We start from the raw sequence: 25058 nt of genomic DNA on the forward strand, positions 1-25058 counted from the left end.
CGATGGCACTAAATTGGAACCATTTTCCCCTAACGAGCTAGTCGGGGAAGAATGAAAAGTTTGGCCCCAGTCTTCCCCCTATTTTTTCCCGGGGGGATTCGACGCCGCGTCGCGCCAGTCTCGAAGTGTTTTAGGTGAAGGCCGCTGCCCGGTCTGGTTCTCTAGTCGGTTTTGGACTTGCGTCCAAGACAACGATCCTTTGTCGTTCCCCATCGCGGCGAAGGCGGCTCTTGCTTTTTCCAATGATGGTCTGCCTCGTTTAGAGGTTGGTCTTTTCTCCCGATTGAATGCCACCAAGGACAAGCAATCCTGTGCCGTTTTTGGTATATCATCCTCAACAACGCACAGGCTCCAACCTTCAAACGATCTGACCCTCTCAGCAATTGGCAGAACATAGTCGGGATCAATCAGGTCGTTCTCGATCAAAAATTCTTTGGAAAATCTGTCCCAGCTTTTCGCAGAAATTAGGTACGTTGGGTACTCCAAGAAAATCCACTGAGAGTCGTGGTTGTTTCTAATAAATTCTGGGAACTCCTCTGCCTCATAATTCAAGTCGAGGAGCTCAAGGAACAGATTAGAGCCCACCATTTTTTTACCACTCGGCGAACAAAGATAAAATCGGTCCGTTCCAAACAAAAACAACTTGAAAACGTCTTCTATAACGTATTCGAAGGCTGACGCACCAAAGTGCGTCGGCGCCGGAGACACGGAACCATCAGGTTCTCTCCGGTCGCGAAGATAGGGTACCCCGTCTACATCTTCGTATTCGTACCCTAGTTCCCTACAAATCTCATGAAAGACGTTTCTGTTTTCCCAATAGGAGAGTATTTCACCAAACTTCCCTCTTAATTCGAGTAAGCTAACTGTGCCGATCGGGCTGAACATCAGTTCGAAGCCCTTTCTGTGCGCTCACATACGTAATTGCACCAAGTATTCATCATTTCCCGTCGCCTTTCTAACAAATCCGTTCGCGCGTAGGCCCGCTCCACGTCTGACCCAACCTGATGGGCCAAGGCCGCCTCTGCCAGTTCGCGTGGTGCACCTGCAGCTTCCGCCGCCCAATCTCGAAACGAGCTGCGAAAGCCATGCACGGTAACGCCATCCTCTCGCATCCGGCGCAGCAGCATCAGCATGGACATGTTTGACAGGGGCTGATGCCGCTTCTGCCCCTCGAACACATAGTCAGAGGCCAGCGCGCGCAGCGGTTCCAGAATGGCCAGCATTTCGTCGGTGAGAGGCACGCGATGGACCTGACCACCTTTCATGCGCTCCGCTGGTATGGTCCACAGGCGCGCATCGACATCAACCTCGGGCCACTTCATCTCTAGCACCTCTGAGGTTCGGCAGGCGGTCAGAATGGTGAACTGCAGCGCCTTTGCGGCCATGGCTGAACGGGTCTGTAGCTCGGCATAGAATGCGGACACTTCCTGCCACGGCATCGCGTCGTGGTGCTGGACCTTGGCTTTGACGGTTGGCAGCACTTTACCTTCGCGGATAGCGGTCACCGGGTTCTCGCCCGAGCGGAAGCCCTTGGACTTTGCCACATCGAGCACCGTCTTGATCCGCTGCGACAGTCGCTTTGCGGTTTCGTGTTTCTCGGTCCAGATGGGGGACAGGCACATCAACACCTCGGGCTGATCAATGCTGTCGACTGGCATGCGCCCGATCTTTGGGAACGCATAGTCGCGCAAGGTGTTGAGCCATTGCTGGCCGTGTTTGGCATTCTTCCATGTTGGCAGGCGGTCAATGTGAACTTGTCGGCTGAGTTCCTCAAAGGTCGGGATTTCACGCTGGGCGTTGAAACGCGGGTTCAGCCCGGACTTTGCCATGCGTCGATATTCGAGGGCTCTTTCTCGAGCCTGGTTTAGTGTGACGACATCAGCGCCACCTAACCCGAAATCCGTGCGCAGCGGAGCGCCCTTGCGGTTCTTCTGTCCTTTGACCGTTACACGCACGATCCAGCGCCGTGCACCCGATGGATCAACAACAAGGTACAAGCCAGAGCCGTCACCATGCCGACCAGGGCCAAGATTCTCAACCAGCTTCTTTGTCAGCTTCCTGCCGAGTGCGGACATGAAAATACCACAAAATATACCACTCAATGAAAGCATACTTGTGCTATCGGATAAAATCCAATGAAACCCACCAGCGTGGCTATGGCCATAAAACACAGAGGTTTATACAACCTAGTGCGTCTCACCAAGATTTTGGAATATCACCAAGTGGCGGACCGAGGAGGATTCGAACCCCCGACCCCTTGATTCGTAGTCAAGTACTCTATCCAGCTGAGCTATCGGTCCGCGTTGGTGAGGCGCTATTTAGACCCGGCACGGTGGACGTGCAAGTCGATTCTGTAAAAAATCCTCAAAAAGTCTCGTCTCCGCGGGGCAGCCTTATTTCAAAGGTCGTTCCATCGGGTCCGGTGTCTTTCAGCACCAGATCCCCGCCATGGCCGCGCACCAGTTCCTGCGAAATTGCAAGACCTAGGCCAGATCCGCCTTTACGCACACCACCCTCAAACGGGGTGAACAGGTTTTCACGCGCTTTGGGCGGCAGGCCGGGTCCTGTATCGCTGACTTCGATGCACCAGGTGCTCTCCAGCTCGCACCCCACGATGACGATCCGACCCGGTTTTCCAGAGGCGACCAGCGCCTGTCGCGCATTGCGGACAAGGTTCATGATGACTCGGTACAATTGCTCAGGGTCGGCACGTGCGACCAAGTCGTCCGGTACTTCGTTCACAATCTCGACACAGGCGTCGGCCACCGCCAATTGCTCGCTTGCAGCCACGTCCGCAGCAATGTCGCGAACCTTTACCATGTTCAGAGTTGGCGCGGGTTCTTCTGCACGGCCAAAGGCAAGTGTGCTTTCGCAAAGGGAAACCGCTCGGGTGATCGAGTTGACCAGCTTCGGTGCCATGCGTTTGACCAAAGGATCATCACTCGCCTCAATCCGGTCCGTAAAAAGCTGCGCCGATGTCAGGATATTCCGCAAATCGTGGCTGACCTTGGCCACGGCACCACCCAATTGCGCCAATCGCTCGCGCTGTTTCAACGCCTGTGTCAGGTCCGTTTGCAGCATCTGTAAGGCTTCTTCCGCCTCGCGCAGTTCGGTCACTTTCGAACTCGGCGAGATGATGCCACGCGCATCCTCGGGCGCGCTAGCATAGCGCTGCATATAGCCGACAACACTTTTGATCGGACGAACAAGAACAACACGTACTGCGAGAAACAGCAGCGACGCCGTTATGATCGAGATAACAAATGACAGTCCAAGGATTCGAAGGCCATAGTCCACCATCGCCATCCGCAAAGGTGCGCTTTCCATGGTCACTTCGATTAACAAACCAGCCCGTTTGACAGGTTCTCCGATCACACGAATTACTTCGTTCTCGACCGTGAATATCCGTGTCATCGCATCACGGATTAGAATCCAGGGGCCTGCATCCCGCAGATCGTAAGTATTGGTGATCTGTTCTGGGATGGGTGAGGACAGCATCAACTGACGCACCTCATCACGTCTGAGTACGACATTATAGACGCCCGCGTTTTCCAGCAGTTCGGCCTCAAGCTCATCGGCAAGCATGTCATCGGCTAACAGCGCCAGCGATGCGATCTGCGCGCGCTCCAGCCGGTTTAGTAGAAAGTCTTCCCGGAAGCGCGCGATTGACGGGACAAAGATCAGGATTTCGGCCAGCATCACGAAGACCGTCGTCAAGATCAGGAAACGGCCCGACAGCGAGTTCAATTGACGCTCCTTCTTTGGGTCAGGGAATCCAGCGCTGGACGAACCTGACCACTCGTTTAACTGTCTGATTCTCAAACAGCCTCGGCGAGAAATAAGCACCCGCGACGCGTTTGTTAAGCTCTCCGATCGTCGGATAGGGCGAAACCATCGCGGCGATCTGACCCATCTTGAGGTTATTGGCCAGCGCCAGAGACCACAAGTTGATCAACTCTCCGGCCTGATGCCCCACGATTGTTGCGCCAACCGGGCGGCCTTTGACGACCATCACCTTGATGAAACCCTTGGTCTTTCGTTCAGAAATCGCGCGGTCATTGTGATGATAGTCAAACCGGGCGATTTCCATCGCCTCACCATGTTGTTCGCGGGCTTGCGCCTCTGTCAAACCGACCTGCGCCAATTCTGGGTCGGTGTAAGTTGCCCATGGGATATGCGCCGTTTTGGCTTTTGAGGGCAGTCCGAACAAAGCTGACCGAATAATGATGCCAGCATGATACCCTGCAACATGAGTAAATTGCAGCCCACCTGCGACATCGCCAATCGCATAAACCTTGCGGTTGGTCGTGCGTAGAGCGTCGTCAACCTGGATACCGGTGCGTGTTCGGTCGATACCAGCAGCCTCAAGGTTCAGACGATCCACATTCGCCTTGCGCCCGGCAGCCATCAACAGATGGGTGCCTGAAATGATATCGCCGTTCTCAGTCACAACTTCGATCTTACCGTCCTCACCACGTATCTGAGCGACCATGGCTTGCTCGCGGATATCGATGCCTTCTGCCCTCAAGGTGTCCACAACCACGGCCGCAGCCTCAGGGTCATCCTTGCTCAGCGCCTTCATGCCTTCGATCACTGTAACTTTGCAGCCAAACCGGATATGCGCTTGCGCCATTTCCATGCCGATAGGCCCTCCACCGATGATCAGCAGATGGTCCGGTTTGTCGCGCAGATCAAAAATGGTCTCGTTGGTGTAATACGGCACATTTTCCAAACCGGGGATCGGAGGGACCAACGGAGATGACCCGGTCGCAATCACAACACGGCGCGCGGTGATCACGGTGTCCCCGGCCTGCACCTCGGTTGGCGTCAGGAAGGTGCCAAACTCTCGGATGACTGTCACGCCAAAGCCCTCGAACCGCTCCTGACTGTCCATCGGCTCGATCTGAGAGATTACATCATGAACGTGATCTTTCGCTGCACCATAGTCGACCTGAGGCACAACATTCGCCACTCCAAACGACGTGGCGTGCCCCTGCGCGTGAGCCGCTTTACCACTTGCGATCAGCGCCTTTGACGGGACGCAGCCAAAGTTCAGGCAGTCACCACCCATCTTGTGGCCTTCCAGCAGGATCACGTCGGCCCCCATCTGTGCGGCTCCTGCGGCAACTGACAACCCGCCCGATCCGGCTCCGATCACCAGGATATCCGTCTTCACTTTCTTCATGCGTTCAGGTGTCCTTTTTGCCGCGCAGGGCTTTGATCACAATTGGCAACGCGGCCAGCACACAAAGGCCGATGATCGGGCCGATCACAAACGGTTCCCACAAAAGGGATACATCAGGCGTTTCACCCCGATCGAACACACCGCCCAGCCCGACGCCGATCCACGTGTACACGATCCCGCCCGGAATAATCCCCAGCGCTGTGGTGATCAGGAAGTTACGAAACTTTACGCCGACCAATGCGGGCACCAGATTGGCGACAAAGAAAGGCACAACTGGAACCAGCCGCAAGAGGAACAGCACAGAAATCTCGTTCTCGCGCAGCCCGTCCTTCAGCTTTTTGACCGTGCCTTCCGAGGATTCCAACCGCGCGGTCAGTGATTCACCCAAACCCCAACGGGCGGCCAGGAAAATCGCCGATGCGCCAATCGTCGCCGCGAAAACGTTGAAAACCGTTCCCGCGAACAAGCCAAACAGGAAGCCACCGGTCATAGAAGCCACGGCTGCACCGGGCAAGGAGAAGGCCACAATCACGATGTAGATTGCGATAAAGGCACCGGCCATGGCCCAGTAATTTGCATCCCGCCATGCCAGAAGCGCCTCACGATTATCGCGCAAGGTCTCAAAGCTGAGGTAATCGCCAAGCGTGAAGAACCCCAGCGCTGCGACCGTAAGGATCACCAGCAGTGGAATATGGCGCGCAACGCCGCTGCGCGGGGGCTGGGTCGTTTCACTCATAGGCTCATCCGGCTTGATCTGTTTCATTCTGACCCCAACATGCGTTGCCCGACCGCCAAACGACAGGTCCCTCACGCGGCCTTGAACTATGTGGCAGGGAATGTGAGAGTTTCGGGTGCAAAACCAGGAATCTGAAACCTTTTCGACGGCCCGGTTACAGAATTGTTGCAAAAGGCGTCAAAACCCCTGTCTTGGGGTTTGACTTACCCCCCGCTTAGCAGTAGAGGACGGGCTTCGAACACTAGGGCCAGGCGAATCCGCGCCGCACCCACCGCTATAGATTGGAGACGGAGCGATGAAACGCACCTATCAGCCTTCGAACCTGGTTCGCAAACGCCGCCACGGTTTCCGCGCGCGCATGGCCACCAAGGCCGGCCGTAAAATCCTGAACGCGCGCCGCGCACGTGGCCGCAAGTCGCTGAGCGCGTAAACCGCTCGACCTGTCAGGTACTGAACATGACGCCGCCGGAGGCCCCTGAGGTTGGTAAGAACCACCCCCGGGAAAAGCCCCCGGCGGCTTCTGTTTGCGCGCCAGTATCTTTGACTGCACTTAAGAACCGGCCTGATTTCCTGAAAGCCGCGCGCGCGCGCAGGCAAGGCACATCGTCGATGATGGTACAGGCCCGCAAGCGCGCGCCGGACGAAGCACCCGGTATTCGGGTTGGGTTCACCTGTTCCAAGAAAGTTGGCAACGCTGTCGCCCGAAACCGCGCCAAACGGCGCTTGCGCGAAGCAGCGCGTGCCATTCTGCCCACCCGAGGTCATGACGGGTGGGACTATGTGCTGATCGGACGCGCCGATGTCACCGGGTCCTGCCCCTATGACTCTCTGCTGAACGATCTGAAATACGCGCTGCGCAAAATCCATGGCACGGGCAAATGACATTTCTGGCTCATATCATCGCCCTGCCCGTCCGGGCGTATCGGTTGATCTTTAGCCCCTGGGTTGGCTTCAACTGCCGCTATCAACCCACTTGTTCTGCCTATGCGCTGGAAGCGCTGGAAAAGCACGGGGCGATTAAGGGGGCATGGCTGGCCGCGCGCAGAATCGGGCGGTGCCATCCCTGGGGCGGCGACGGGTACGATCCGGTTCCAGAGTGCCAGGCGTGTAAAGACAAAACCTGATGCTCAAAACCTGGCATTTATCTTGCCGGGGTGCCTCAAACTCTTTAGGGCAGGTCCATGTTTGACGAAGCAGATGATATCCACCCGCTTTTCGCTGGCGCGCCCTCGACCACCGAGTTCAAGAAACTACGCAAGCGTATTGTGCGCCAGACCCGTGAAGCCATTGAACACTACGGGATGGTGAACCCCTCTGCCCATGACAAGGACGGCAAGCCGCCCCGGTGGCTGGTCTGCCTGTCCGGAGGCAAAGACAGCTACACCCTGCTTGCAGTTCTTTATGAGTTGAAATGGCGCGGCCTGCTGCCCGTCGATCTGCTGGCCTGCAATCTGGATCAGGGGCAACCCGGTTTTCCCGCCACCGTCCTGCCTGAATTTTTGGAACGCATGGATGTACCCCACCGGATCGAATATCAGGATACCTATTCGATCGTAGTCGATAAAGTCCCGCAAGGCCGTACATATTGCGCGCTGTGTTCTCGCCTGCGTCGCGGCAACCTGTATCGCATCGCACGCGAAGAAGGGTGTTCAGCCGTTGTGCTGGGCCATCACCGTGACGATATTTTGGAAACCTTCTTCATGAACCTGTTCCATGGCGGTCGTTTGGCCACTATGCCGCCCAAGCTGGTCAATGAAGAGGGTGATTTGTTCGTCTTTCGCCCACTTGCCCATGTGGCCGAAGCGGATTGCGAGAAATTTGCCAATGCAATGCGCTACCCGATCATCCCCTGCGATCTGTGCGGCAGTCAGGACGGGTTGCAACGCCAACAGGTCAAACAAATTCTCGATCAATGGGAAAAGAACAGCCCCGGTCGGCGGCAGGTCATGTTCCGCGCCCTGACTAATGCCCGACCGTCGCACCTGCTGGACCCCAAACTGTTCGATTTTGCAGGGCTTTCTTTGGATCCGGACAAAAAACCCGAAGATTTGGGTGAAATTCCGCATCTGCGTTAACGGCTGACTCAGATTGGTTTCATACGGTCGGGGCCTGTGATCATCTCTCAGGGCCTGGAAACCGATGCGGAACCTACCTTCTTTTGACCGTCTGTCGCGTAGCTTCGCGTCGCTGCTGAACTCCCCATCTGCTCTCGCCTTCATTCCCGCACTCAGCCTTGGTGCGTTCTGGATCGGGGGTGAACGTGCGCTTGTCGCCGCCGCTTTGGGCCTGCCGTTGATCGCCGCGGCAGTCGGCCGGTTTGGGTCAAAGGCTGGTGGGACGTTTGGAACTCACCAAGCAGGTGGTCTTCTCACCAACGACCGCTTCGATGCAGAGTTGGAGGCGGTCTTTCAAGGTTCAAAACAAAGCGGGGAAATGTCCGCTTGTATTGCCATTGCGCTCGACGATTACACACAGCTTCTTGACCTGCATGGCGAGGCCGCGACGAACCTGATATCGGAGCAGGTCTGCAATCGCATTCTCTCGGTCATTCGCAGCCAGGACTTTGTAACCCGGTTGGCAGGCAACAGGATTCTGATTGCTCTGCGCCCAGCGCAGCACCTGGATCTTGAGGCCTGTATACAAATGGCGGGGCGCATTCAGTCAGCCATCGAAGATCCGATACCGCTGAACGGCACCGGCATCTATGTCTCGTGCTCCATAGGGTTCTGCCTCAGTTCAGGCGAACCTAACGGGACCCCGGAAATGTGGAAGGACGCCGCCAACAACGCCTTGATCGAGGCGCAACAGAATGGCCCATCCACGATTCGCGCCTATTCGTCGGATACACGCCGCCGGTCGCGCATTCGTACCAATCTGAAAAAAGAGTTCGGGGCCGCGCTGAACAGCGGCGAAATCCGCCCATGGTTTCAGCCTCAAATCTCTACCGATACCGGCAAGGTCACGGGGTTTGAAGCGCTGGCAAGATGGGAGCATCCGCAAAAAGGCGTATTGGGCCCGCACGTGTTTCTGCCCTTTGCGGAACAGGCCGAGATGATGGAACGTTTCGGACAGACCATCCGCCATCATGCGTTCAAAGCCATGCGCGATTGGGATCGGGCCGGAGTAATCGTGCCGCGGATCGGCATTAATTTCTCATCGGATGAGCTGCGAGACCCCGGCCTGATCGATCGCTTAAAATGGGAGATGGATCAATTCGACCTCACCCCAGACAGGCTGGCGGTTGAAATTCTGGAAACTGTTTTTTCCCGCAGACCCGATGACGTAATCACGCGGAATGTCACCAGCATGGCCGCGCTTGGATGCTGTATTGATCTGGACGATTTTGGCACCGGACATGCCTCAATCGCGTCGATCAAGCGGTTTCAGGTCTCCCGGATCAAGATCGACCGGTCCTTTGTTGCCAAATCCGATCAAGACCCAAGCCAGCAACAGCTTGCAAGCGCGATCCTGACCATGGCGGAGCGCCTGAAGGTTGAAACCCTGGCCGAAGGTGTGGAAACCCCAGGGGAACACGCCTTGATGGCACAGCTTGGTTGCAACCATGTTCAGGGCTTTGGCATTGGGAAACCCATGCCGTTCGAGAAAACACTGGATTGGATTGCCGCGCATCGCAACAAGGTCAACGGTGTTCCGAAGATTGGCCGGCAAACGGGATCACAAGGCGGATTTTAAGCCCTATATGGATGATCCGTGACGAATTGACAGCCGATTCCGCTTGACCTTTGGGCCTGCACTCTGTTGAACCCTGCGGGTGTCTTTCACTGCTCAAGGTGGCTGTCCCAGATGGACGATCAGAATAAGAACCTCATCCTCGCAACCGCGCTCAGCTTTCTGGTGATCCTGGTCTGGTTCGTGCTGTTCCCTCCGCCGGAACCCAGCACTGTGGCAGAGGATGCTGAGATCGCGGCAATAGATGAGGCCGAGATTCAGACGCCCAGCGCAACTGCAAGTGGCACCGTAGGTGAAGCTACCGCCGCCGCCGAAGACACACTACCCGAAGAACAGGCCCCGCGCGTCGAAATCGACACGCCCCGCCTAAAAGGCAGCCTGTCACTGTCGGGCGGACGTATCGATGAGCTGTTCCTGAAAGACTACAAAGTCTCGATCGAAGAAGACGCACCGATTGTCGAGCTGCTGTCGCCGGTTGGGTCAAACTCTGCCTACTACGCGCTGTATGGCTGGGCGCCGGGCGCGGGCGTTTCGGGCGAAGACGTCCCCGGCCCCAACACCTTGTGGACGTTGGAACAGGGTGAAACCCTGAGCCCGGACAGCCCGGTAACGTTGGCGTGGGAGAACGGCAACGGGCTGACCTTCCGCCGCACCATTTCTGTCGACGACAACTACATGTTCTCGGTGACCCAATCCGTCGAAAACGCCACCGCGTCCGAAGTCAGCATGGCCCCCTACGGCATTCTGGCGCGCCATGGCATTGGCGAGGATGGCGATCTGCCGGGCTTGAAAAACTTCTTCATCCTGCATGAAGGGGCCATGGTCATGGCCGATGGCGTGCTGGATGAGATCGACTACGGCGATGTGCGCGATTTCGACATCGATCCGAACGAACGCGCGCAGGCCGAAGTTTTTCAGGTGAAAGAGGGTGGTTGGGTTGGTTTCACAGACCACTACTGGATGACAACCCTGATCCCTGCCGAAGGCGCGACGTTCAAGGCCGCTGCAAAATACGACGCTCGGCGCAAAATCTACCAGACCGAGACGGTGCTGCCGACAATCGCAGTAGCACCGGGCACGACCGAACAGACCACAACGCGGCTGTTTGCTGGTGCAAAAGAGTGGGAAACCATTCGCGAATACCAAGCCGAAGGTGTTCAGAAATTCATCGAAAGCATCGATTGGGGTTGGTTTGCCTTCCTGACCAAACCGATCTTCTGGCTGCTGCACAATATCAACCTGCTGATCGGCAATATGGGCTGGTCGATCATCGGCCTGACGCTGATCATCAAGGCCATTCTGTTCCCGCTGGCGTTCAAATCCTATGTCTCGATGGCGAAGATGAAGGAATTGCAGCCGCAGATGGAGGCCCTGAAAGAAGCCGCAGGCGACGACCGTCAGAAGATGCAGCAAGGCATGATGGAGCTGTACAAGAAGGAAAAGGTGAACCCGGCTGCGGGCTGCCTGCCGATCCTGATGCAGATCCCGATCTTTTTCTCGCTCTATAAGGTGATCTTTGTCACCATCGAACTGCGGCAGGCCCCATGGTTCGGCCCGTTCCAGGACCTCAGCGCGCCGGACCCGACCTCGATCTTCAACTTCTTTGGACTGCTGCCTTGGGCCGCACCTGCGCCCGAAAGCCTGATGGCACTGATCTTCATCGGTATCCTGCCCTTGCTACTGGGTATCTCGATGTGGATGCAGCAGAAACTGAACCCGGCCCCAACCGACCCGACCCAAGCGATGATCTTTGCCTGGATGCCATGGGTCTTCATGTTCATGCTGGGCGGGTTTGCCAGTGGTCTGGTCGTCTACTGGATCGCGAACAACACCATAACCTTCACGCAGCAATACCTGATCATGCGCAGCCAGGGATATACGCCGGATGTGTTCGGCAATATCAAATCGGGCTTCAAGCGAACGCCAAAGACGGATGACAAATGACCGGCACCGTAACCTGCATATGGCGACACCCCATCAAAAGCCATGGGCGGGAGAGCCTAACTGACGTGACGTTGACCCCCGGGCAGACTATGCCCGGGGATCGCGTTTGGGCAGTCGCGCATGAGGCGTCAAAGGCTGATGGATCAAAATGGGTGCCCTGCGCCAATTTCAGCCGTGGATCAAAAGCGCCCAGCCTGATGGCAATATCGGCTCAGCTTGAAGGGGAAACCCTTACCCTCAGCCATCCCGACAGGCCCGATCTGCGCTTCGATCCGGAGAACGAACAAGACGTGTTTCTGGACTGGGTGAAGCCTTTGATGCCCGCTGACCGGGCGGCTTCGGCACGGATCATTCGTGTTCCCGGTCGTGGTATGACCGACAGTGACTACCCCTCAATCAGCCTGTGCAACATGGCCTCGCACCGTGCAGTTTCGCAGAAGCTGGCGCAGGATTTATCGATTGCACGCTGGCGCGGCAATATCTGGTTCGATGGTCTGCCCCTGTGGGAAGAATTCGATTGGCTGGGCAAGGACGTTCAGATTGGCGAAGCCGTGCTGCATGTGCGCGAACGGATCGTGCGCTGTATGGCAACTACTGCCAATCCTGAAACTGGCGAGCGGGATGCAGACACGCTGGGCGCATTGAACAGCTGGGATCATCAGGATTTCGGCGTCTATGCCGAGGTGATCAAAGGCGGCAGGATCAGCCTGGATGACAAGGTTCAGGTGCTATGACCGCCCTGCCCTTTCCCCTAACCGAAGACCCAGATGAAATTTCGCTGGAGCGCGGGCGCAAGCTGTTTGCAGGCCCGTCGGAATTCGTCAAAGGCGTCGTGGCCATGAACGGCCTGCCTGCCCCTGACAGGCTCGAGGTCTGTTTTGCCGGGCGGTCCAATGTCGGCAAATCCAGCCTGATCAACGCTCTGACCGGGACCAAGGGTCTGGCGCGCGCCTCAAACACCCCCGGCCGCACGCAAGAGATCAACTTTTTCACCCAAGGACCCGAGCTGTATCTGGTCGACCTTCCCGGCTATGGCTACGCAAACGCTCCGGTCAAGGTGGTTGAGAAATGGCAGCGGCTGCTCAAGCAATATCTGAGCGGGCGGCAAACCCTGCGCCGGGCTTTCGTGCTGATCGATTCACGCCACGGGGTAAAACCCGTCGACGATGAGATCATGAAGTTGCTGGATACGAGCGCGGTGACTTTTCAATGCGTGATGACCAAGGCCGATAAGGTCAAAGCACAAGATCGGGAAAATGTGCTGGATCAAGTCCGCACGGCCCTGTCCAAACATCCAGCAGCCTACCCCGAGATTGTGCTGACCTCGTCCGAGAAGGGTGACGGTGTCCCAACACTCCGCTCTATAATTGCACATCTCGAATGACCCTGATCCTGCGTGCCATAGGCGCTCTGACCGTGCTTGCACTGCTGACAACCGGTGCAATCCCGCAGGGTTGGATGCCAGCGCAGGACATTGACGGCAAGATCCTGCTGGTGCTCTGCACCGGAGAAGGCACAGTTGAACAATGGGTCGACCTAGACGCGGATGAACCGGTTCATGACGATAGCGACACGCGGACAATGTGCCCCTTCGCTGGACTGACAGCTGGCGTAGATATCCCCGGGATCACCATGATCGTTCCGGCAGACTTCCACATTCAGTCTCGCTGGGATCATTCGGACTTCACCCATCGCAGCGCTGGTTTCTACACGCGCTACGACGCCCGCGGGCCACCCCAAATCTCCTGAAACAGCAAACACTTGTTCACCCTGCGTGCCACGCATGCGGGGCATGTCTGCATATGGAGATTTTCTAATGGCAATCGATAGCCAAAATCCGGGCACGGCCCAAGCGCAGGATACAATTGCGCAAAAATTCTACTTCGCCGCCTGGCGGTGGCACTTCTACGCGGGGATTTTCGTGATTCCATTCCTCATCATATTGGCCGTGACCGGTTTGATGATGATGTTTATCACTCAGTTCGACGGACGTGACGGCGAAAAGATCGGCGTCACGATTGACGGCACCACCCTGCCCGTTTCAGAGCAGGCCGAGGTCGCGACGGCCCAGGTACCCGGTCAGGTCGTGGAATGGATCGGTCCCAAGGCCGAAAATCTGGCCACCGTGTTCCGCATCAAAACCGAAGCCGGGCACCGTATGGTTGCCGTCGACCCCTATGCCGGTCAGGTGATCGAAGTCTGGGATCGCCGTGCGGGTTGGTACGATCTGGCGGACAATATCCATTCAACGCTTTTGATCGGCACCACCGGTGACCGTATCCTTGAAATTGCTGCGGGTCTGAGTCTGGTTCTGGTCTTTACCGGCCTTTATCTGTGGTGGCCCCGCGGCAATACACTGGCCGCCCTTGTCCCGAACCTGAAGGCGCGCGGTCGTACGCTTTGGAAGTCACTGCACGCTGTGGTTGGCTTCTGGATGTCGCTTCTGCTGATCGTATTCCTGATCTCTGGCCTGTCTTGGGCCGGGGTCTGGGGAGGCATGATTGTCCAACCCTGGAGCAGTTTCCCCGCCGAGAAATGGGACAATGTTCCGCTATCGGACGAAACCCACGCCAGCATGAACCATGGGCATCAGAACGATGTCCCTTGGGCGTTGGAACAGACCCCAATGCCCGCCTCGGGTTCGAATGTGGGGATCACAGGCGTGCCAGAGGGCGCAAGCGTCGATATCGACGCATTGGTCGAACTCGGCACGGCTCTGGGCATGGCAGGGCGGTTCCGGGTGGCCTATCCCAGCGGGGAAGCGGGGGTTTGGACGCTGAACCGTGACAGCATGAGCAGTGACTCAACTGACCCGGTGAACGATCGAACCGTACATGTGGATCAGTACACAGGCAAAATCCTGGCCGATGTGCAGTATGCGGACTATTCGCTGATGGGCAAGGCCATGGCTGTTGGCATCCCGTTGCATATGGGGTTGATGGGCATTTGGAACTTTGTTCTGAACCTGGTTTTCTGCCTATCAGTGATCTTTGTCTGCGTCTCGGGCGTGGTGATGTGGGTTAAGCGACGTCCGCAAAAAGCCGGCCGTTTGGCCGCTCCACCCATGCCGGCAGAACTGCCCTTTTGGAAAGGTGCTGTTCTGATCGGGTTGTTCACGGCCATGGCTTTCCCATTGGTTGGTTTGACCCTAATGGCCGTTCTTGCCTTTGACTTGCTCGTCCTCAGCAACATTCCCGCGATGAAACGCGCGATGAGCTGAGCTGAACACGGGCCGCGCCAAGCCGGCGCGGCCTCAGATTGCAGCAATTGCCCGGTATGGTCTTGGCAGCCCGGTCCAAACGCCCTAACAGGGTGGATCAAAGGACTGACAGCCAATGAAGACACGAGACATGAACCGGGACTGGATCGCCACTGCTGCAACCCTAAATAGCGCCTTGCCCTATTTGCAGCGCTATGACGGCGCCATCGTTGTTATCAAGCTGGGCGGTCACGCCATGGGCAGCGACGAAGCGATGGAGAGCTTTGCACGCGATGTTGTGCTGATGCGTCAGGTAGGTGTGAACCCGGTCGTCGTGCATGGCGGTGGGCCAATGATCAACGCGATGCTGAAGCAGCTGGATATCCAATCGGATTTCGTGAATGGTAAACGTGTCACGGACAAAGCCACTGTTGAGGTGGTTGAGATGGTCCTGTCTGGCCTGGTCAACAAACGCATCGTTCAAGCGATCAACCGTCAGGGCGGCACCGCAGTGGGCCTGTCGGGCAAGGACGCCAACCTGATGACTTGCGAGCAGACAGATGCCTCACTGGGCTTTGTCGGCACCCCATCCGAGATGAACCCGAAGGTCCTGCACGATTTGTTCTCGCATGATGTGATTCCGGTCGTCGCACCGTTGGGCGCTGGCACGGACGGAGAGACATTCAACGTCAATGGCGATACAGCTGCCGGGGCTATCGCCTCTGCCCTGAAAGCGGATCGCCTGTTGCTGCTGACCGACGTATCTGGTGTTAAAAACGCGGCCGGTGACGTGGTCACCGAGTTGAAAGCCGGTCAAATCCGCGAAATGACCCGCGAAGGCACGATTGCAGGCGGTATGATCCCCAAAACCGAAACGGCGCTAGACGCTTTGCACAGTGGCGTTCGCGCGGTGGTCATTCTGGACGGGCGCGCACCTAATGCGGTGCTGCTGGAGCTGTTCACCGAACACGGTGCCGGGTCTTTGATCCGGCCCGATTGATCTGAGCGCGGAGGGGATATGACAGACCAGGCACACTCCGCAGAGGTCACATATGAACGCGTTGAACACGCGGCGCAGCAGGTCAGCCTGATTGTCATGGGCGCACTGCATCCGCATATGACCGACGCAAAGCAGCTTGAAGGGGGAACGTTGATCCTGCTGGGCGCGGGGCCAGAGTTCTGGCCAACGCTCAAAGCTGCGCCGGAATGGCAGGGCGACGATCCGGTAGACAGTTGGTCTCTACGCGTGATTGGGCAATTGGCGCAGCAGATGCAGGCACAGGCACATTTCCCATTCGGTGGCCCGCCCTATGCCCCATTCATCGATTGGGCACTGAAATCCGGGCGAACCTTCAGTAGCCCTGTTGGCGCCTTGGTTCATGATACTATGGGCATGATGATCTCATTTCGCGGCGCGCTGCATTTTGTGCAGGAGTTTGACATCCCCAAAGCCGAAGGGACATCTCCTTGCACCACCTGCCCTGCGCCTTGCGCGCAAACCTGCCCGGTGGGGGCCTTGAACGATCAAACCTTTTACAATGTGGATGCGTGCCACCAACACCTTTCCACCCCTGAAGGCCAGACCTGTATGACAGGTGGCTGTCTTGCGCGGCTGTCCTGCCCGATCAATGCCGGGGCCAAGCGCGACCCGGAACAATCCGCCCATCATATGAAGGCATTTCACCCGTCATGACCTTGACGCTGATCCTGACCCGCCATGCAAAATCCAGTTGGGACAGCCCAATGCTGCCGGATCACGACAGGTCCTTGAACAAACGTGGACGTAAATCCGCACCGGCAATCGCCGAATGGCTGCGCAGCAATGGCTGGGTGCCGGATGAGGTGCTTTGTTCCACCGCAGCTCGTACGCGCGAAACCTGGGACCGGATGGGGCTGCAAGCTGATACGGTGCGTTTTCTGCGCACGCTCTATCACGCGAGCCCGGAGGATATGCTAGACGCGCTATCCGGGGCCACCGAGCCCACCGTTCTGATGCTAGGGCACAACCCCGGCATTGCCGACTTTGCCAACCGCATAACTCGCCAGCCAGCGGATCACCCGCGCTTCTACGACTACCCAACCTGTGCGACGACAGTGATCCGCTTTGAAAGCGATGACTGGGCGCAAGTGAATTGGAACAGCGGGTTGGTTCTGGGCTTTACGATCCCGCGCGAGCTTCTGGCATGAAAAAAGGCGGGGTCAAACCCCGCCTTCTCTATTCGTTTCTCTGGGATCAGTGCCCCAGAATCTGGCTCAGGAACAGCTTGGTCCGTTCGCTCTGCGGATTGTTGAAGAACTCTTCCGGTTCATTCTGCTCAACAATCTGGCCAGCATCCATAAAGATCACGCGGTTGGCGACCTGACGGGCAAAGCCCATCTCGTGGGTCACGCACAGCATGGTCATGCCTTCTTCGGCCAGCTCGATCATGGTGTCTAGCACCTCTTTGATCATCTCAGGGTCAAGCGCCGATGTCGGTTCATCGAACAACATGATCCGTGGCATCATGCAGAGCGAGCGTGCAATCGCCACACGCTGCTGCTGACCTCCTGAAAGCTGACCGGGATATTTCAGCGCCTGATCGGGGATCTTCACCTTCTCAAGGAAATGCATCGCGCGCTCTTCGGCCTCTTTCTTGGGCGTCTTACGCACCCAGATCGGAGCCAGCGTGCAGTTTTCCAGAATGGTCAGGTGCGGGAACAGGTTGAAGTGCTGGAACACCATGCCAACCTCGGACCGGATTTTGTCGATGTTTTTCAGGTCATTCGACAGTTCGATCCCGTCCACCACGATCTTGCCCTGCTGGTGTTCCTCCAGCGCGTTCAGGCAGCGGATCAGGGTGGATTTGCCCGAACCGGACGGGCCCGCGATTACGATCCGCTCGCCTTGGTTGACGGTCAGATTGATGTCACGCAGTACGTGGAAAGACCCGTACCACTTATTCATGCCGTTGATTTCGATGGCGACTTCGTCGCTCACCTGCATCTTCGAGCGGTCGATTTCGCGTTCTACTGCAAGTTCAGACATGTGTTGAACTCCTTAACGATGATCTGTGGCAAGGCGACGCTCGAGCCACTGAGAATATTGAGAGATGCCGTAACAGACGACGAAGAACAGAAGCGCGGCAAAGCCCAGAAGCTCCCAATAGACGCCGTTCCATTCGGTCGACGCCAGGATGGGCCCCCGGATCATGCCCACCAGGTCGAACATCGAGATGACCGAAACCAGTGTGGTGTCCTTGAACAGACCAACGGCCACGTTCACGATACCGGGGATCGAGATCTTCAGAGCCTGCGGCAGGATGATCAGACGCATCGCCTGAGGGTAATCCAAACCAAGGCTGTCTGCTGCCTCGTACTGTCCGCGTGGAAGCGCTGCCAGACCGCCGCGGATCACCTCGGCGATGTAGGCGGCTGAGAACATGGTGATCATGATCACAACGCGCAGGAACAGATCGACCGTGCTGTCAGGCGGGAAGAAGTAGGCCAGCATCACCGAAGCCACAAACAGCAGCGTGATCAGAGGCACGCCACGGATAAACTCGATGAAGATGACACAGACCCACTTGATCAGCGGCATATCGGACTGACGGCCCAGCGCCAAGGCAATGCCCAGCGGCACCGACAGGGACACGCAGGTTACGCCCAGCATCATATTCAGCATGAAGCCACCCAGATCGCGGCTAGGCACATAGGTCAGCCAAGCATCCTCTGACGCCCCTTCCGGGATCAGAGCCCCGCCCACGTTCCAGACGACCAACGCGACAACGATGGCGCCAAAGAATCCAGCGGCAAAGCTGTTCTTGCCGAACTTCTGGAACACGGCGCCAGCGGCCACACAGCCGACCAATGCCACCAACGGGGCCAGGATCGTACCGCCCCAGATCAGCCAGAAGGCAATGAAGGGATAGAGGCCGGTAAAGATCAGCATCTTGCGCGGCAGGTCGAAGAACAGCACAGGCGCGAAGGCAACCAGCATCAGCACAAAGGCCAGATTTGGGCGCCAATAGGCATCAGCAGGGTATTTGAACCCATAGATCAGCTGCGGCCAGCGTTCCGTCAGAACGGCGAAACACGCCCCTGTCTTACCCGCCAGAATCTCCCGGCATTCGGCCAGAGAGTTCGCGTTCCAGACTCCGTTCAGGATCCACGGCAGAGTGTTCTTCAGCAACAAGTAGATCAGGATCAGCGACAGAACGGTTAGGACTGTGTTTGCAACACCCGAGAACAGGTTATCCCGCAGCCATTTGACGGCGCCGGTTTGGTTGGCCGGAGGTGGCGATTCAGGAATATTCCCGTCTGCCACGAAAGCGATCGGATTTGTTGATTGATCAGCCATGGCTCAGCGCTCCTTCAACTTGACGGATGCGTTGTAGAGGTTCATCACCATCGAGATCAGCAACGAGGCTGTCAGGTAGAACAGCATCAGCAGCAGAACACACTCGATCGCGCGACCTGTCTGGTTCAGCGTGATACCGCCCAAGGTTGCGGTGATATCCGCGTAACCCACGGCAATCGCCAGCGACGAGTTCTTGGTGATGTTAAGGTACTGCGAAATCAGCGGCGGGATGATCACCCGCAATGCCTGAGGCAGAACCACAAGGTTCATGATCCGACCCGGACGCAAGCCCAGCGCCGCTGCGGCCTCGGTCTGGCCTTTGTTGATCGCCTGAATACCCGCCCGCACGTTTTCGGCGATGAAGGCACCGGTGTAGATCGACAAGGCAAACCATAGGGCGATCAGCGGACCACCAACTTTGATACCGCCACTGAAGTTAAAGCCCTTGAGCTCTGGAATATTCCAGGTCAGCCCCATCAGGACCATCAGAACCACAAAAGGAACAAGCCAAACGCCCAGTTTCACCAGAAGCGTCTGCGGTCGTTCACCTGTTTGTTCCTGCTTCAACGCCGCGCGTTTTTCAATCTCACGTGAGGCAAACCAGGACCCGACAAGGCCCGCTATCACCAGAAGCCAGCTTAGCAATGTTGAGCCAAACAACGCATTCGTGAATTCCGGCCGCGGAACATAGACACCCCGGTTGGTGAAGGCAAACGCGTCAAACAGCATCGTCGACGTTGGATCTTCACCCCGGAAGGCGCGTGGCCCCGGCAGCACGGCTGTCATGATGGTGAAAATGATGATGATCCAGATCAGAACCGGAATGTTCCGGAAAATCTCGACATACACCGCCATCAGTTTTGAAACGAGCCAGTTGTTGGACAGGCGCAAAACACCCGCGATCACACCGAATACCGTGGCCGTGATACAGGCCAGAAAGGCCACCAGCAGCGTGTTCAGGATCCCAACGACAGCAGCACGGCCATGCGAGGCCTGGCTGTCATATTCGATCAGACGCTGGTTGATGTCATATCCGGCGGCATCGCCAAGGAAAGTGTATGAGATATTGAGCCCTGCGGCCCGAAGGTTCTGGATCAGGTTGTTGCCCAGATACCAAATGGATAGCGCAATAGCGATGGCCGCAATCACCTGGAATGTGAGTGATCTGTAGCGGGTATCGTTAATGAGCATCGACAACCGAAAATCAGCTTTCGGTGGGTCAGTCATAGTCGACATATATGGAATCCCCGTGGCTTGCGGACTTTAAACCCCGGCGAGGTATTCCCCGCTCTGTAGCGTCCGCAGCAGTTATGAAAGAAAAGGGCGCAGGTTTCCCCACGCCCTTTCCCATGGATGTCTTAGCGGAAAGGCGGCGAGTACAGCAGACCGCCTTCGGTCCACTGTGCGTTCAGGCCGCGTGCCAGACCGATCGGAGTTTCTTCACCGATGTTCTTGGCAAACACTTCACCATAGTTGCCGTCCGCCTTGATGGCGCGCATGGCCCACTGTGCGTCCAGACCAAGCATCTCGCCCAGGGTACCTTCGGTGCCCAGCAGACGGTTCACTTCCGGGTTGTCGGTGCCAGCTGCCAGCTCGTCGATGTTCGCCGAGGTCACGCCCAGCTCTTCAGCCGAGACCAGCGCGTTCAGGGTCCAGCGGACAACATCGCCCCACTCGTGATCGCCGTGACGGACCAGCGGGCCCAGCGGCTCTTTCGAGATGATTTCGGGCAGCAGGACGTGGTCACCAGGGTTTTCGAACGTGGCGCGGGTTGCGGCCAGGCCCGAAGCGTCGGTGGTGTAAACGTCACATGCGCCAGCCAGGTATTGCTGCTGCGCTTCGGCGTTGGTTTCGATCGGAACCGGCTCGTAGCTGATGTTGTTGGCACGGAAGAAATCGGCCAGGTTCAGCTCGGTTGTGGTGCCGGTCTGGATGCAGACGGTTGCGCCGTCCAGTTCCTTGGCCGAGCTTACGCCCAGTGCCTTGGGAACCATGAAGCCCTGACCGTCATAGTAGTTCACACCGGTGAATTCGAATTTCAGGTCAACGTCGCGGCTGAAGGTCCAAGTGGTGTTACGGGCCAGCATGTCGATCTCACCCGATGCAAGCGCGGTAAAGCGCGTCTTGCCGGTGGTCGGCACGAATTCAACAGCGCTGGCATCGCCCAGAACTGCGGCTGCAACCGCACGGCACAGCGAGACGTCAAAGCCTTTCCATTCGCCATTCGCATCTGGTGCCGCAAAGCCAACCAGACCGGTGGTCACACCACAGTTCAGAGTACCGCGCGCCTTGACGTCATCGATAGTACCCGCCACTGCAGCGCTTGCGGCCAGACCGGCAACTGTTGCCGCGCCCAAGATTACGGATTTTTTCATTTTTACCTCTTCCTGATTTTCCGCCCCTTTGCGGGACGGCTCTATCCGGCAAAGTGGATGCCGGTAAGGTTACCCCAAAGGTGTCTCCCCTTTAGTGGGCACAAGTTTGGTCGCATTCATAAACAAACGTCAAGTGCCCGATCATGGAAATCGATTTATCACACCCTACGGCAGCGTTAACACGGCCAGTTTTTTAGCCGAGAGCGATCAAAACGATAGATCAAAGAAGGATTTAGCATGCAGAAAGGCCGCTTTCTTGGTCTCGGCTGCGGCGTGGGCCTCGTCATCATGGCCCCATTGTTCGATCTGCCAGTCTTCGTCCAGACGCGAAATGCGCCAAATCTCATCCGGTTCGCGCCAATTCAAGGCAGCTGCAAAGCCCAGAATCAACGATCCCGACAGACTCACCAGGTCATGGAATGCAGCCAATTGAAACGCATCCATCCCATGAACCCGTTGCCGCAGCCGCGCCAGCGCGTCTTCGGATTGCGGTTTGTGCAAGACGCCTGACACCGGGACCAACCGGGCTGACAGGGTTTCAGCGGCCCAATCCAAGGCCGGGTCCCATTCGGCCACTTGACGGTCTTGCAGCGCCTGAGGATGCGTTGCGCGATAGCACAGCAGATCGGAATCCCCATAGTCGGACAACATCGCAGCCACTTCGCCATGCTGGGTTCGAACCTTATCAATTGCAGCATTGGCTGAACGCGTGTAAGGCATGGTGGCGGGATCCAACTCTTTCTCTTGCGCGTCCCATTCGGCGGCGATCTCCTTGGCCATGGCCTCTGTGGGCAGAATCAACGCCTGTTTTGCAGGGGTTTTGACCCGGCGCCCATCCAGCTCAACCGTATGCCCACCATCGACCTTGACCACCGCACTGTGCGTCCAAAAGCGTTTCGGTTTCCAATCGCTCATGTGTCAGTTCCAGATATGGGCCAGCGCCTCAGGCAACTGGTCGAAGGTTTCAATAACGCAGGCAGCCGCGTTCAATGCAGATCGATCATGGTAGCCCCAATCGACACCGATCCCGGCCACCCCTGCTGCGGCAGCCATATCCATGTCATAGCTGGTATCCCCGATCATCACGGCATTCAGGGCCTCAACCCCGGTTTCGGCCAAGGCGGACTGAACCATCGAAGGATGCGGTTTCGACGGGTGATGATCTGCAACCTGACGCGTGACGAAATACCCTTCGAGCCCATGCGCCTCGATCAACGCATCCAATCCCCGCTTTGACTTGCCGGTCGCCACACCCAGCAGGATGTCCGGCACCGCATGCAAGGCCTCAATCGCCGCGCGCGCACCGGGATAAAGCGGCGAACTGGCCGCCCCAAGGTTCAATCGATACGCGTGGAAGGCCTGCTTGTAGCCCTCGACCAACTGCGTCCGCACCGTGTCGGACTGCTCCGGCGCAAGCCGCGCAATCGCCTGCGGCAGCGATAGGCCCACAATCGACAGGATCGCCTCACGCGACGGAGCGGGGACTGAAACGTCCTGAAAACTCGTGATCATGCAATGGACGATGCTGCCCTGACTGTCGACCAGAGTGCCATCGACATCGAACAGCACCAACCGCAAGGGTGTGCTCATTGCAGTTCCTCAAACGGGTCATCCAAGGCCAGATCCTCGGTCCAGCCAAACGTGTCCCAGCTGTGTTTCATATGCTCGGGCAATGGTGCTTCGATTGTGATCGGCTTGCGCGTCACTGGATGCTGGAACGACGCGCTGCGTGCGTGCAGATGCAGTTTCTTGCTGATAATCCCGCCCAGTTGCGCGCCCCAGCCATCACCAAGGTTCTCCTGACCAGATCCGCCATATTTGCCATCTCCGATGATCGGATGCCCGATCGCAGCCATATGTGCGCGCAGTTGATGGGTTCTGCCTGTAATTGGCTCCATTGCGACCCAGGCGGCACGACCTGCAACACGGTAGAGCGTGGCGTAAAGCGTGTGGGCACGTTTCGCACCAGGTGTGCTGTCGATGTCGCCCATATGGACGGGGATCATCTTTTCACCCTCGCCCCGTTTGCCATGCCCCGATGCCTTAACCAAACCCGTCTTAATCTCGCCCAGATAAGGCGTCGGCACACCAGCAACCAATGCCCAATAGATTTTGCGTGTGTCGCGGTGGCGGAACGCAGCAGTCAGCCCTTTGGCGGCCTCGCGCGTGCGGGCCAGCAGCAAAACACCCGAGGTGTCCTTGTCCAACCGATGGACAAGTCGAGGATTCTCCTCATAGCCAAAACGCAGAGCCTCGGACAGGCTGTCCACGTGGCGCGTCTGGCCACTGCCACCCTGGACCGGCAGGCCGTGCGGCTTGTTCAGCGCCAAGACGTGATCGTCGCGATAGATCACGCAGGACTGGATCATTTTTGCATCCGCATCGGAAACGCGTCGTTTCACCTCGACCGGTTTGTGATCCGCATCAGGCAAAGGCGGCACGCGCACAACTTGCCCCACCTCCAGCCGGGTCGAGGCCTTGGCGCGGCTGCCATCCACGCGCAGTTCACCCTTGCGGCACATTTTTTCGATGCGCCCCTGGCTGACATGCGGAAACAGACGGCGCAACCAACGGTCGACCCGCTGATCTCCGTCGCCCTCAGCGACCGTAATCATCTGAACACCGCTCATGTCATTGCCCTTCGCACAGGGCGTCTGTCGCCTGCAACGGGCCGAGAGTCAAGCAATCGTAGGCGTTTCAGATGTTCAAGAAATCCCCATGTCGCCCGGCCCCGTCTCGGAACCGCTCTGCGCCTGCGGTACCCTCCCGCCGGATCGCTTCCAGACCGTTGGCCCATTCAACCTTAAGCCCATCACGCACTGACATCCCACGCGTTTCGATGATCGAGCGCCTGTCGGCCCGCACAGCCTCTTGCGGGAAACGGGCGATGTCGCAGGCCATGGCCTCGGCAGCGGCCCGCGCTTCTCCATGCGGCACTACTTTCTCTGCCAACCCGATCCGATAGCACTCCTCAGCCTCAACCTTGCGCCCGGTTAGAGCGATCTCAAGTGCTTTGCCCTGCCCAACCAAGCGCGGCAAGCGAACTGTGCCGCCGTCCATCAGAGTAATTCCCCAACGGCGACAAAAAACCCCAAGGTAGGCCGTCTCAGCCATCACCCGTATGTCGCACCACAAGGCCAACTCCATCCCACCGGCGACGGCTGCACCTTCGATTGCTCCGATGACTGGCTTTGACAATTCCAGTCGAGATGGCCCCATTGGCCCGAGTGTCGAGGTGGCGGATCCAATAGGAAAGCTGTGTTTTTCGTAATAGACCTCACCCAGTTCCGGGTCCGACAGACTGGCAGCCAGCTTCAGGTCCCACCCGGCACAGAAATTGCCTCCCTTCCCCCAGAAAACAGCAACCTTTGCGGAGCCGTGTTCGAACTCAAGAAACGCATCCACCAGAGCCTTCGCATGATCCGGATCAACAGCGTTCCGCGCCTCGGGCCGGTCATGGATGATGGTCCAAACGTCTTTGGTTTTGTCTATGGAAACGGGCATGACATGTCCTCCCTCATGGTCATTGACCTTAGGAAAACCGGACGCGCGCCTCCTGTCGCCTATAACGCTACAGCAGCGCGAAATTGACC

The 25058-nt window shown here is 57.4% G+C and carries 26 protein-coding genes and 1 tRNA gene; 13 read left to right on the forward strand and 14 right to left on the reverse strand.

Annotated features, from left to right (window positions below):
- Nucleotides 1–78: 78 nt before the first annotated feature.
- The 6 genes from ACR0JX_RS19020 to ACR0JX_RS19045 all read right to left on the reverse strand — a co-directional run bounded on the left by ACR0JX_RS19020 (nt 79) and on the right by ACR0JX_RS19045 (nt 5921).
- On the reverse strand, nt 79–885 hold the full coding sequence (locus tag ACR0JX_RS19020) for a hypothetical protein (RefSeq protein WP_480545345.1): 807 nt from the start codon (nt 883–885) through the stop codon (nt 79–81).
- Nucleotides 885–2075: a tyrosine-type recombinase/integrase gene (locus ACR0JX_RS19025; protein ID WP_480545347.1), complete on the reverse strand. Its 1191-nt coding sequence runs from the start codon at nt 2073–2075 to the stop codon at nt 885–887. Before ACR0JX_RS19025 ends, ACR0JX_RS19020 begins: the two co-directional genes overlap by 1 nt.
- A 148-nt stretch (nt 2076–2223) precedes the next feature.
- A tRNA-Arg gene (locus ACR0JX_RS19030) sits at nt 2224–2300 on the reverse strand.
- A gap of 64 nt (nt 2301–2364) precedes the next feature.
- Complete coding sequence (locus ACR0JX_RS19035; protein ID WP_480545349.1) at nt 2365–3747, reverse strand: ATP-binding protein; 1383 nt, start codon at nt 3745–3747, stop codon at nt 2365–2367.
- 19 nt (nt 3748–3766) lie between these two features.
- Nucleotides 3767–5185 (reverse strand): dihydrolipoyl dehydrogenase family protein, encoded by a 1419-nt coding sequence (locus tag ACR0JX_RS19040; protein ID WP_480545351.1) that lies wholly within the window; start codon nt 5183–5185, stop codon nt 3767–3769.
- A 4-nt stretch (nt 5186–5189) separates the two neighbouring features.
- A complete protein-coding gene (locus tag ACR0JX_RS19045) occupies nt 5190–5921 on the reverse strand; it encodes a TVP38/TMEM64 family protein (RefSeq protein ID WP_480545416.1) in 732 nt (243 codons plus the stop codon).
- 295 nt (nt 5922–6216) lie between these two features.
- Here ACR0JX_RS19045 and rpmH point away from each other — a divergent pair, with 295 nt between their 5' ends.
- The 13 genes from rpmH (at nt 6217) to ACR0JX_RS19110 (ending at nt 16941) form a co-directional block, all read left to right on the forward strand.
- Entirely contained in the window at nt 6217–6351 is a 135-nt protein-coding gene (gene rpmH / locus ACR0JX_RS19050) for a 50S ribosomal protein L34 (RefSeq protein ID WP_005980833.1), read from the forward strand.
- A 26-nt stretch (nt 6352–6377) separates the two neighbouring features.
- The gene (gene rnpA / locus ACR0JX_RS19055) at nt 6378–6803 is read left to right on the forward strand and encodes a ribonuclease P protein component (protein WP_480545353.1); all 426 of its coding nucleotides are present in this window, start codon (nt 6378–6380) and stop codon (nt 6801–6803) included.
- A complete protein-coding gene (gene yidD / locus ACR0JX_RS19060) occupies nt 6800–7045 on the forward strand; it encodes a membrane protein insertion efficiency factor YidD (protein WP_480545355.1) in 246 nt (81 codons plus the stop codon). Before rnpA ends, yidD begins: the two co-directional genes overlap by 4 nt.
- 57 nt (nt 7046–7102) lie before the next feature.
- On the forward strand, nt 7103–7996 hold the full coding sequence (gene ttcA, locus ACR0JX_RS19065) for a tRNA 2-thiocytidine(32) synthetase TtcA (protein ID WP_480501777.1): 894 nt from the start codon (nt 7103–7105) through the stop codon (nt 7994–7996).
- A 64-nt stretch (nt 7997–8060) separates the two neighbouring features.
- A complete protein-coding gene (locus tag ACR0JX_RS19070; RefSeq protein ID WP_480545357.1) occupies nt 8061–9614 on the forward strand; it encodes a putative bifunctional diguanylate cyclase/phosphodiesterase in 1554 nt (517 codons plus the stop codon).
- Between the two features lie 111 nt (nt 9615–9725).
- Complete coding sequence (gene yidC / locus ACR0JX_RS19075; RefSeq protein ID WP_480545359.1) at nt 9726–11555, forward strand: membrane protein insertase YidC; 1830 nt, start codon at nt 9726–9728, stop codon at nt 11553–11555.
- Nucleotides 11552–12289: an MOSC domain-containing protein gene (locus ACR0JX_RS19080; protein ID WP_480545362.1), complete on the forward strand. Its 738-nt coding sequence runs from the start codon at nt 11552–11554 to the stop codon at nt 12287–12289. Before yidC ends, ACR0JX_RS19080 begins: the two co-directional genes overlap by 4 nt.
- Nucleotides 12286–12939, forward strand: coding sequence for a ribosome biogenesis GTP-binding protein YihA/YsxC (yihA, locus tag ACR0JX_RS19085; protein ID WP_480545364.1), 654 nt, complete (start codon nt 12286–12288; stop codon nt 12937–12939). The genes ACR0JX_RS19080 and yihA overlap by 4 nt, the downstream gene beginning before the upstream one ends.
- Nucleotides 12936–13304 (forward strand): DUF2946 domain-containing protein, encoded by a 369-nt coding sequence (locus ACR0JX_RS19090; protein ID WP_480545366.1) that lies wholly within the window; start codon nt 12936–12938, stop codon nt 13302–13304. The genes yihA and ACR0JX_RS19090 overlap by 4 nt, the downstream gene beginning before the upstream one ends.
- A gap of 67 nt (nt 13305–13371) precedes the next feature.
- The gene (locus ACR0JX_RS19095) at nt 13372–14775 is read left to right on the forward strand and encodes a PepSY-associated TM helix domain-containing protein (protein WP_480545368.1); all 1404 of its coding nucleotides are present in this window, start codon (nt 13372–13374) and stop codon (nt 14773–14775) included.
- Nucleotides 14776–14890: 115 nt separating this feature from the next.
- Entirely contained in the window at nt 14891–15754 is an 864-nt protein-coding gene (argB, locus tag ACR0JX_RS19100) for an acetylglutamate kinase (RefSeq protein ID WP_480545370.1), read from the forward strand.
- An 18-nt stretch (nt 15755–15772) separates the two neighbouring features.
- A complete protein-coding gene (locus ACR0JX_RS19105) occupies nt 15773–16447 on the forward strand; it encodes a ferredoxin (RefSeq protein WP_480545372.1) in 675 nt (224 codons plus the stop codon).
- Nucleotides 16444–16941, forward strand: coding sequence for a SixA phosphatase family protein (locus ACR0JX_RS19110; RefSeq protein WP_480545374.1), 498 nt, complete (start codon nt 16444–16446; stop codon nt 16939–16941). Before ACR0JX_RS19105 ends, ACR0JX_RS19110 begins: the two co-directional genes overlap by 4 nt.
- A gap of 46 nt (nt 16942–16987) precedes the next feature.
- Here the strand turns inward: ACR0JX_RS19110 and ACR0JX_RS19115 are convergent, their stop codons facing one another.
- From ACR0JX_RS19115 to ACR0JX_RS19150, 8 genes are all read right to left on the reverse strand, one after another.
- Nucleotides 16988–17779, reverse strand: coding sequence for an amino acid ABC transporter ATP-binding protein (locus tag ACR0JX_RS19115; RefSeq protein WP_280922860.1), 792 nt, complete (start codon nt 17777–17779; stop codon nt 16988–16990).
- 12 nt (nt 17780–17791) lie between these two features.
- On the reverse strand, nt 17792–19090 hold the full coding sequence (locus ACR0JX_RS19120) for an amino acid ABC transporter permease (RefSeq protein WP_480545376.1): 1299 nt from the start codon (nt 19088–19090) through the stop codon (nt 17792–17794).
- 3 nt (nt 19091–19093) lie between these two features.
- Complete coding sequence (locus ACR0JX_RS19125; protein ID WP_353010789.1) at nt 19094–20326, reverse strand: amino acid ABC transporter permease; 1233 nt, start codon at nt 20324–20326, stop codon at nt 19094–19096.
- A 122-nt stretch (nt 20327–20448) separates the two neighbouring features.
- Nucleotides 20449–21465 carry an amino acid ABC transporter substrate-binding protein gene (locus ACR0JX_RS19130; protein ID WP_480545378.1) on the reverse strand — a complete coding sequence of 339 codons (1017 nt, stop codon included), beginning with the start codon at nt 21463–21465 and terminating at the stop codon, nt 20449–20451.
- 207 nt (nt 21466–21672) lie between these two features.
- Nucleotides 21673–22380 (reverse strand): ATP12 family chaperone protein, encoded by a 708-nt coding sequence (locus ACR0JX_RS19135; RefSeq protein ID WP_480545380.1) that lies wholly within the window; start codon nt 22378–22380, stop codon nt 21673–21675.
- Nucleotides 22381–22383: 3 nt separating this feature from the next.
- The gene (locus tag ACR0JX_RS19140) at nt 22384–23055 is read right to left on the reverse strand and encodes an HAD-IA family hydrolase (RefSeq protein WP_480545382.1); all 672 of its coding nucleotides are present in this window, start codon (nt 23053–23055) and stop codon (nt 22384–22386) included.
- Nucleotides 23052–24095 carry an RluA family pseudouridine synthase gene (locus ACR0JX_RS19145; RefSeq protein ID WP_480545384.1) on the reverse strand — a complete coding sequence of 348 codons (1044 nt, stop codon included), beginning with the start codon at nt 24093–24095 and terminating at the stop codon, nt 23052–23054. The genes ACR0JX_RS19140 and ACR0JX_RS19145 overlap by 4 nt, the downstream gene beginning before the upstream one ends.
- A 67-nt stretch (nt 24096–24162) precedes the next feature.
- Nucleotides 24163–24969, reverse strand: a complete 807-nt coding sequence (locus ACR0JX_RS19150) for a crotonase/enoyl-CoA hydratase family protein (protein ID WP_480545386.1) — start codon at nt 24967–24969, stop codon at nt 24163–24165.
- Between the last annotated feature and the right edge of the window lie 89 nt (nt 24970–25058).

The sequence above is a fragment of the Ruegeria sp. AH7 genome, assembly GCF_056541325.1.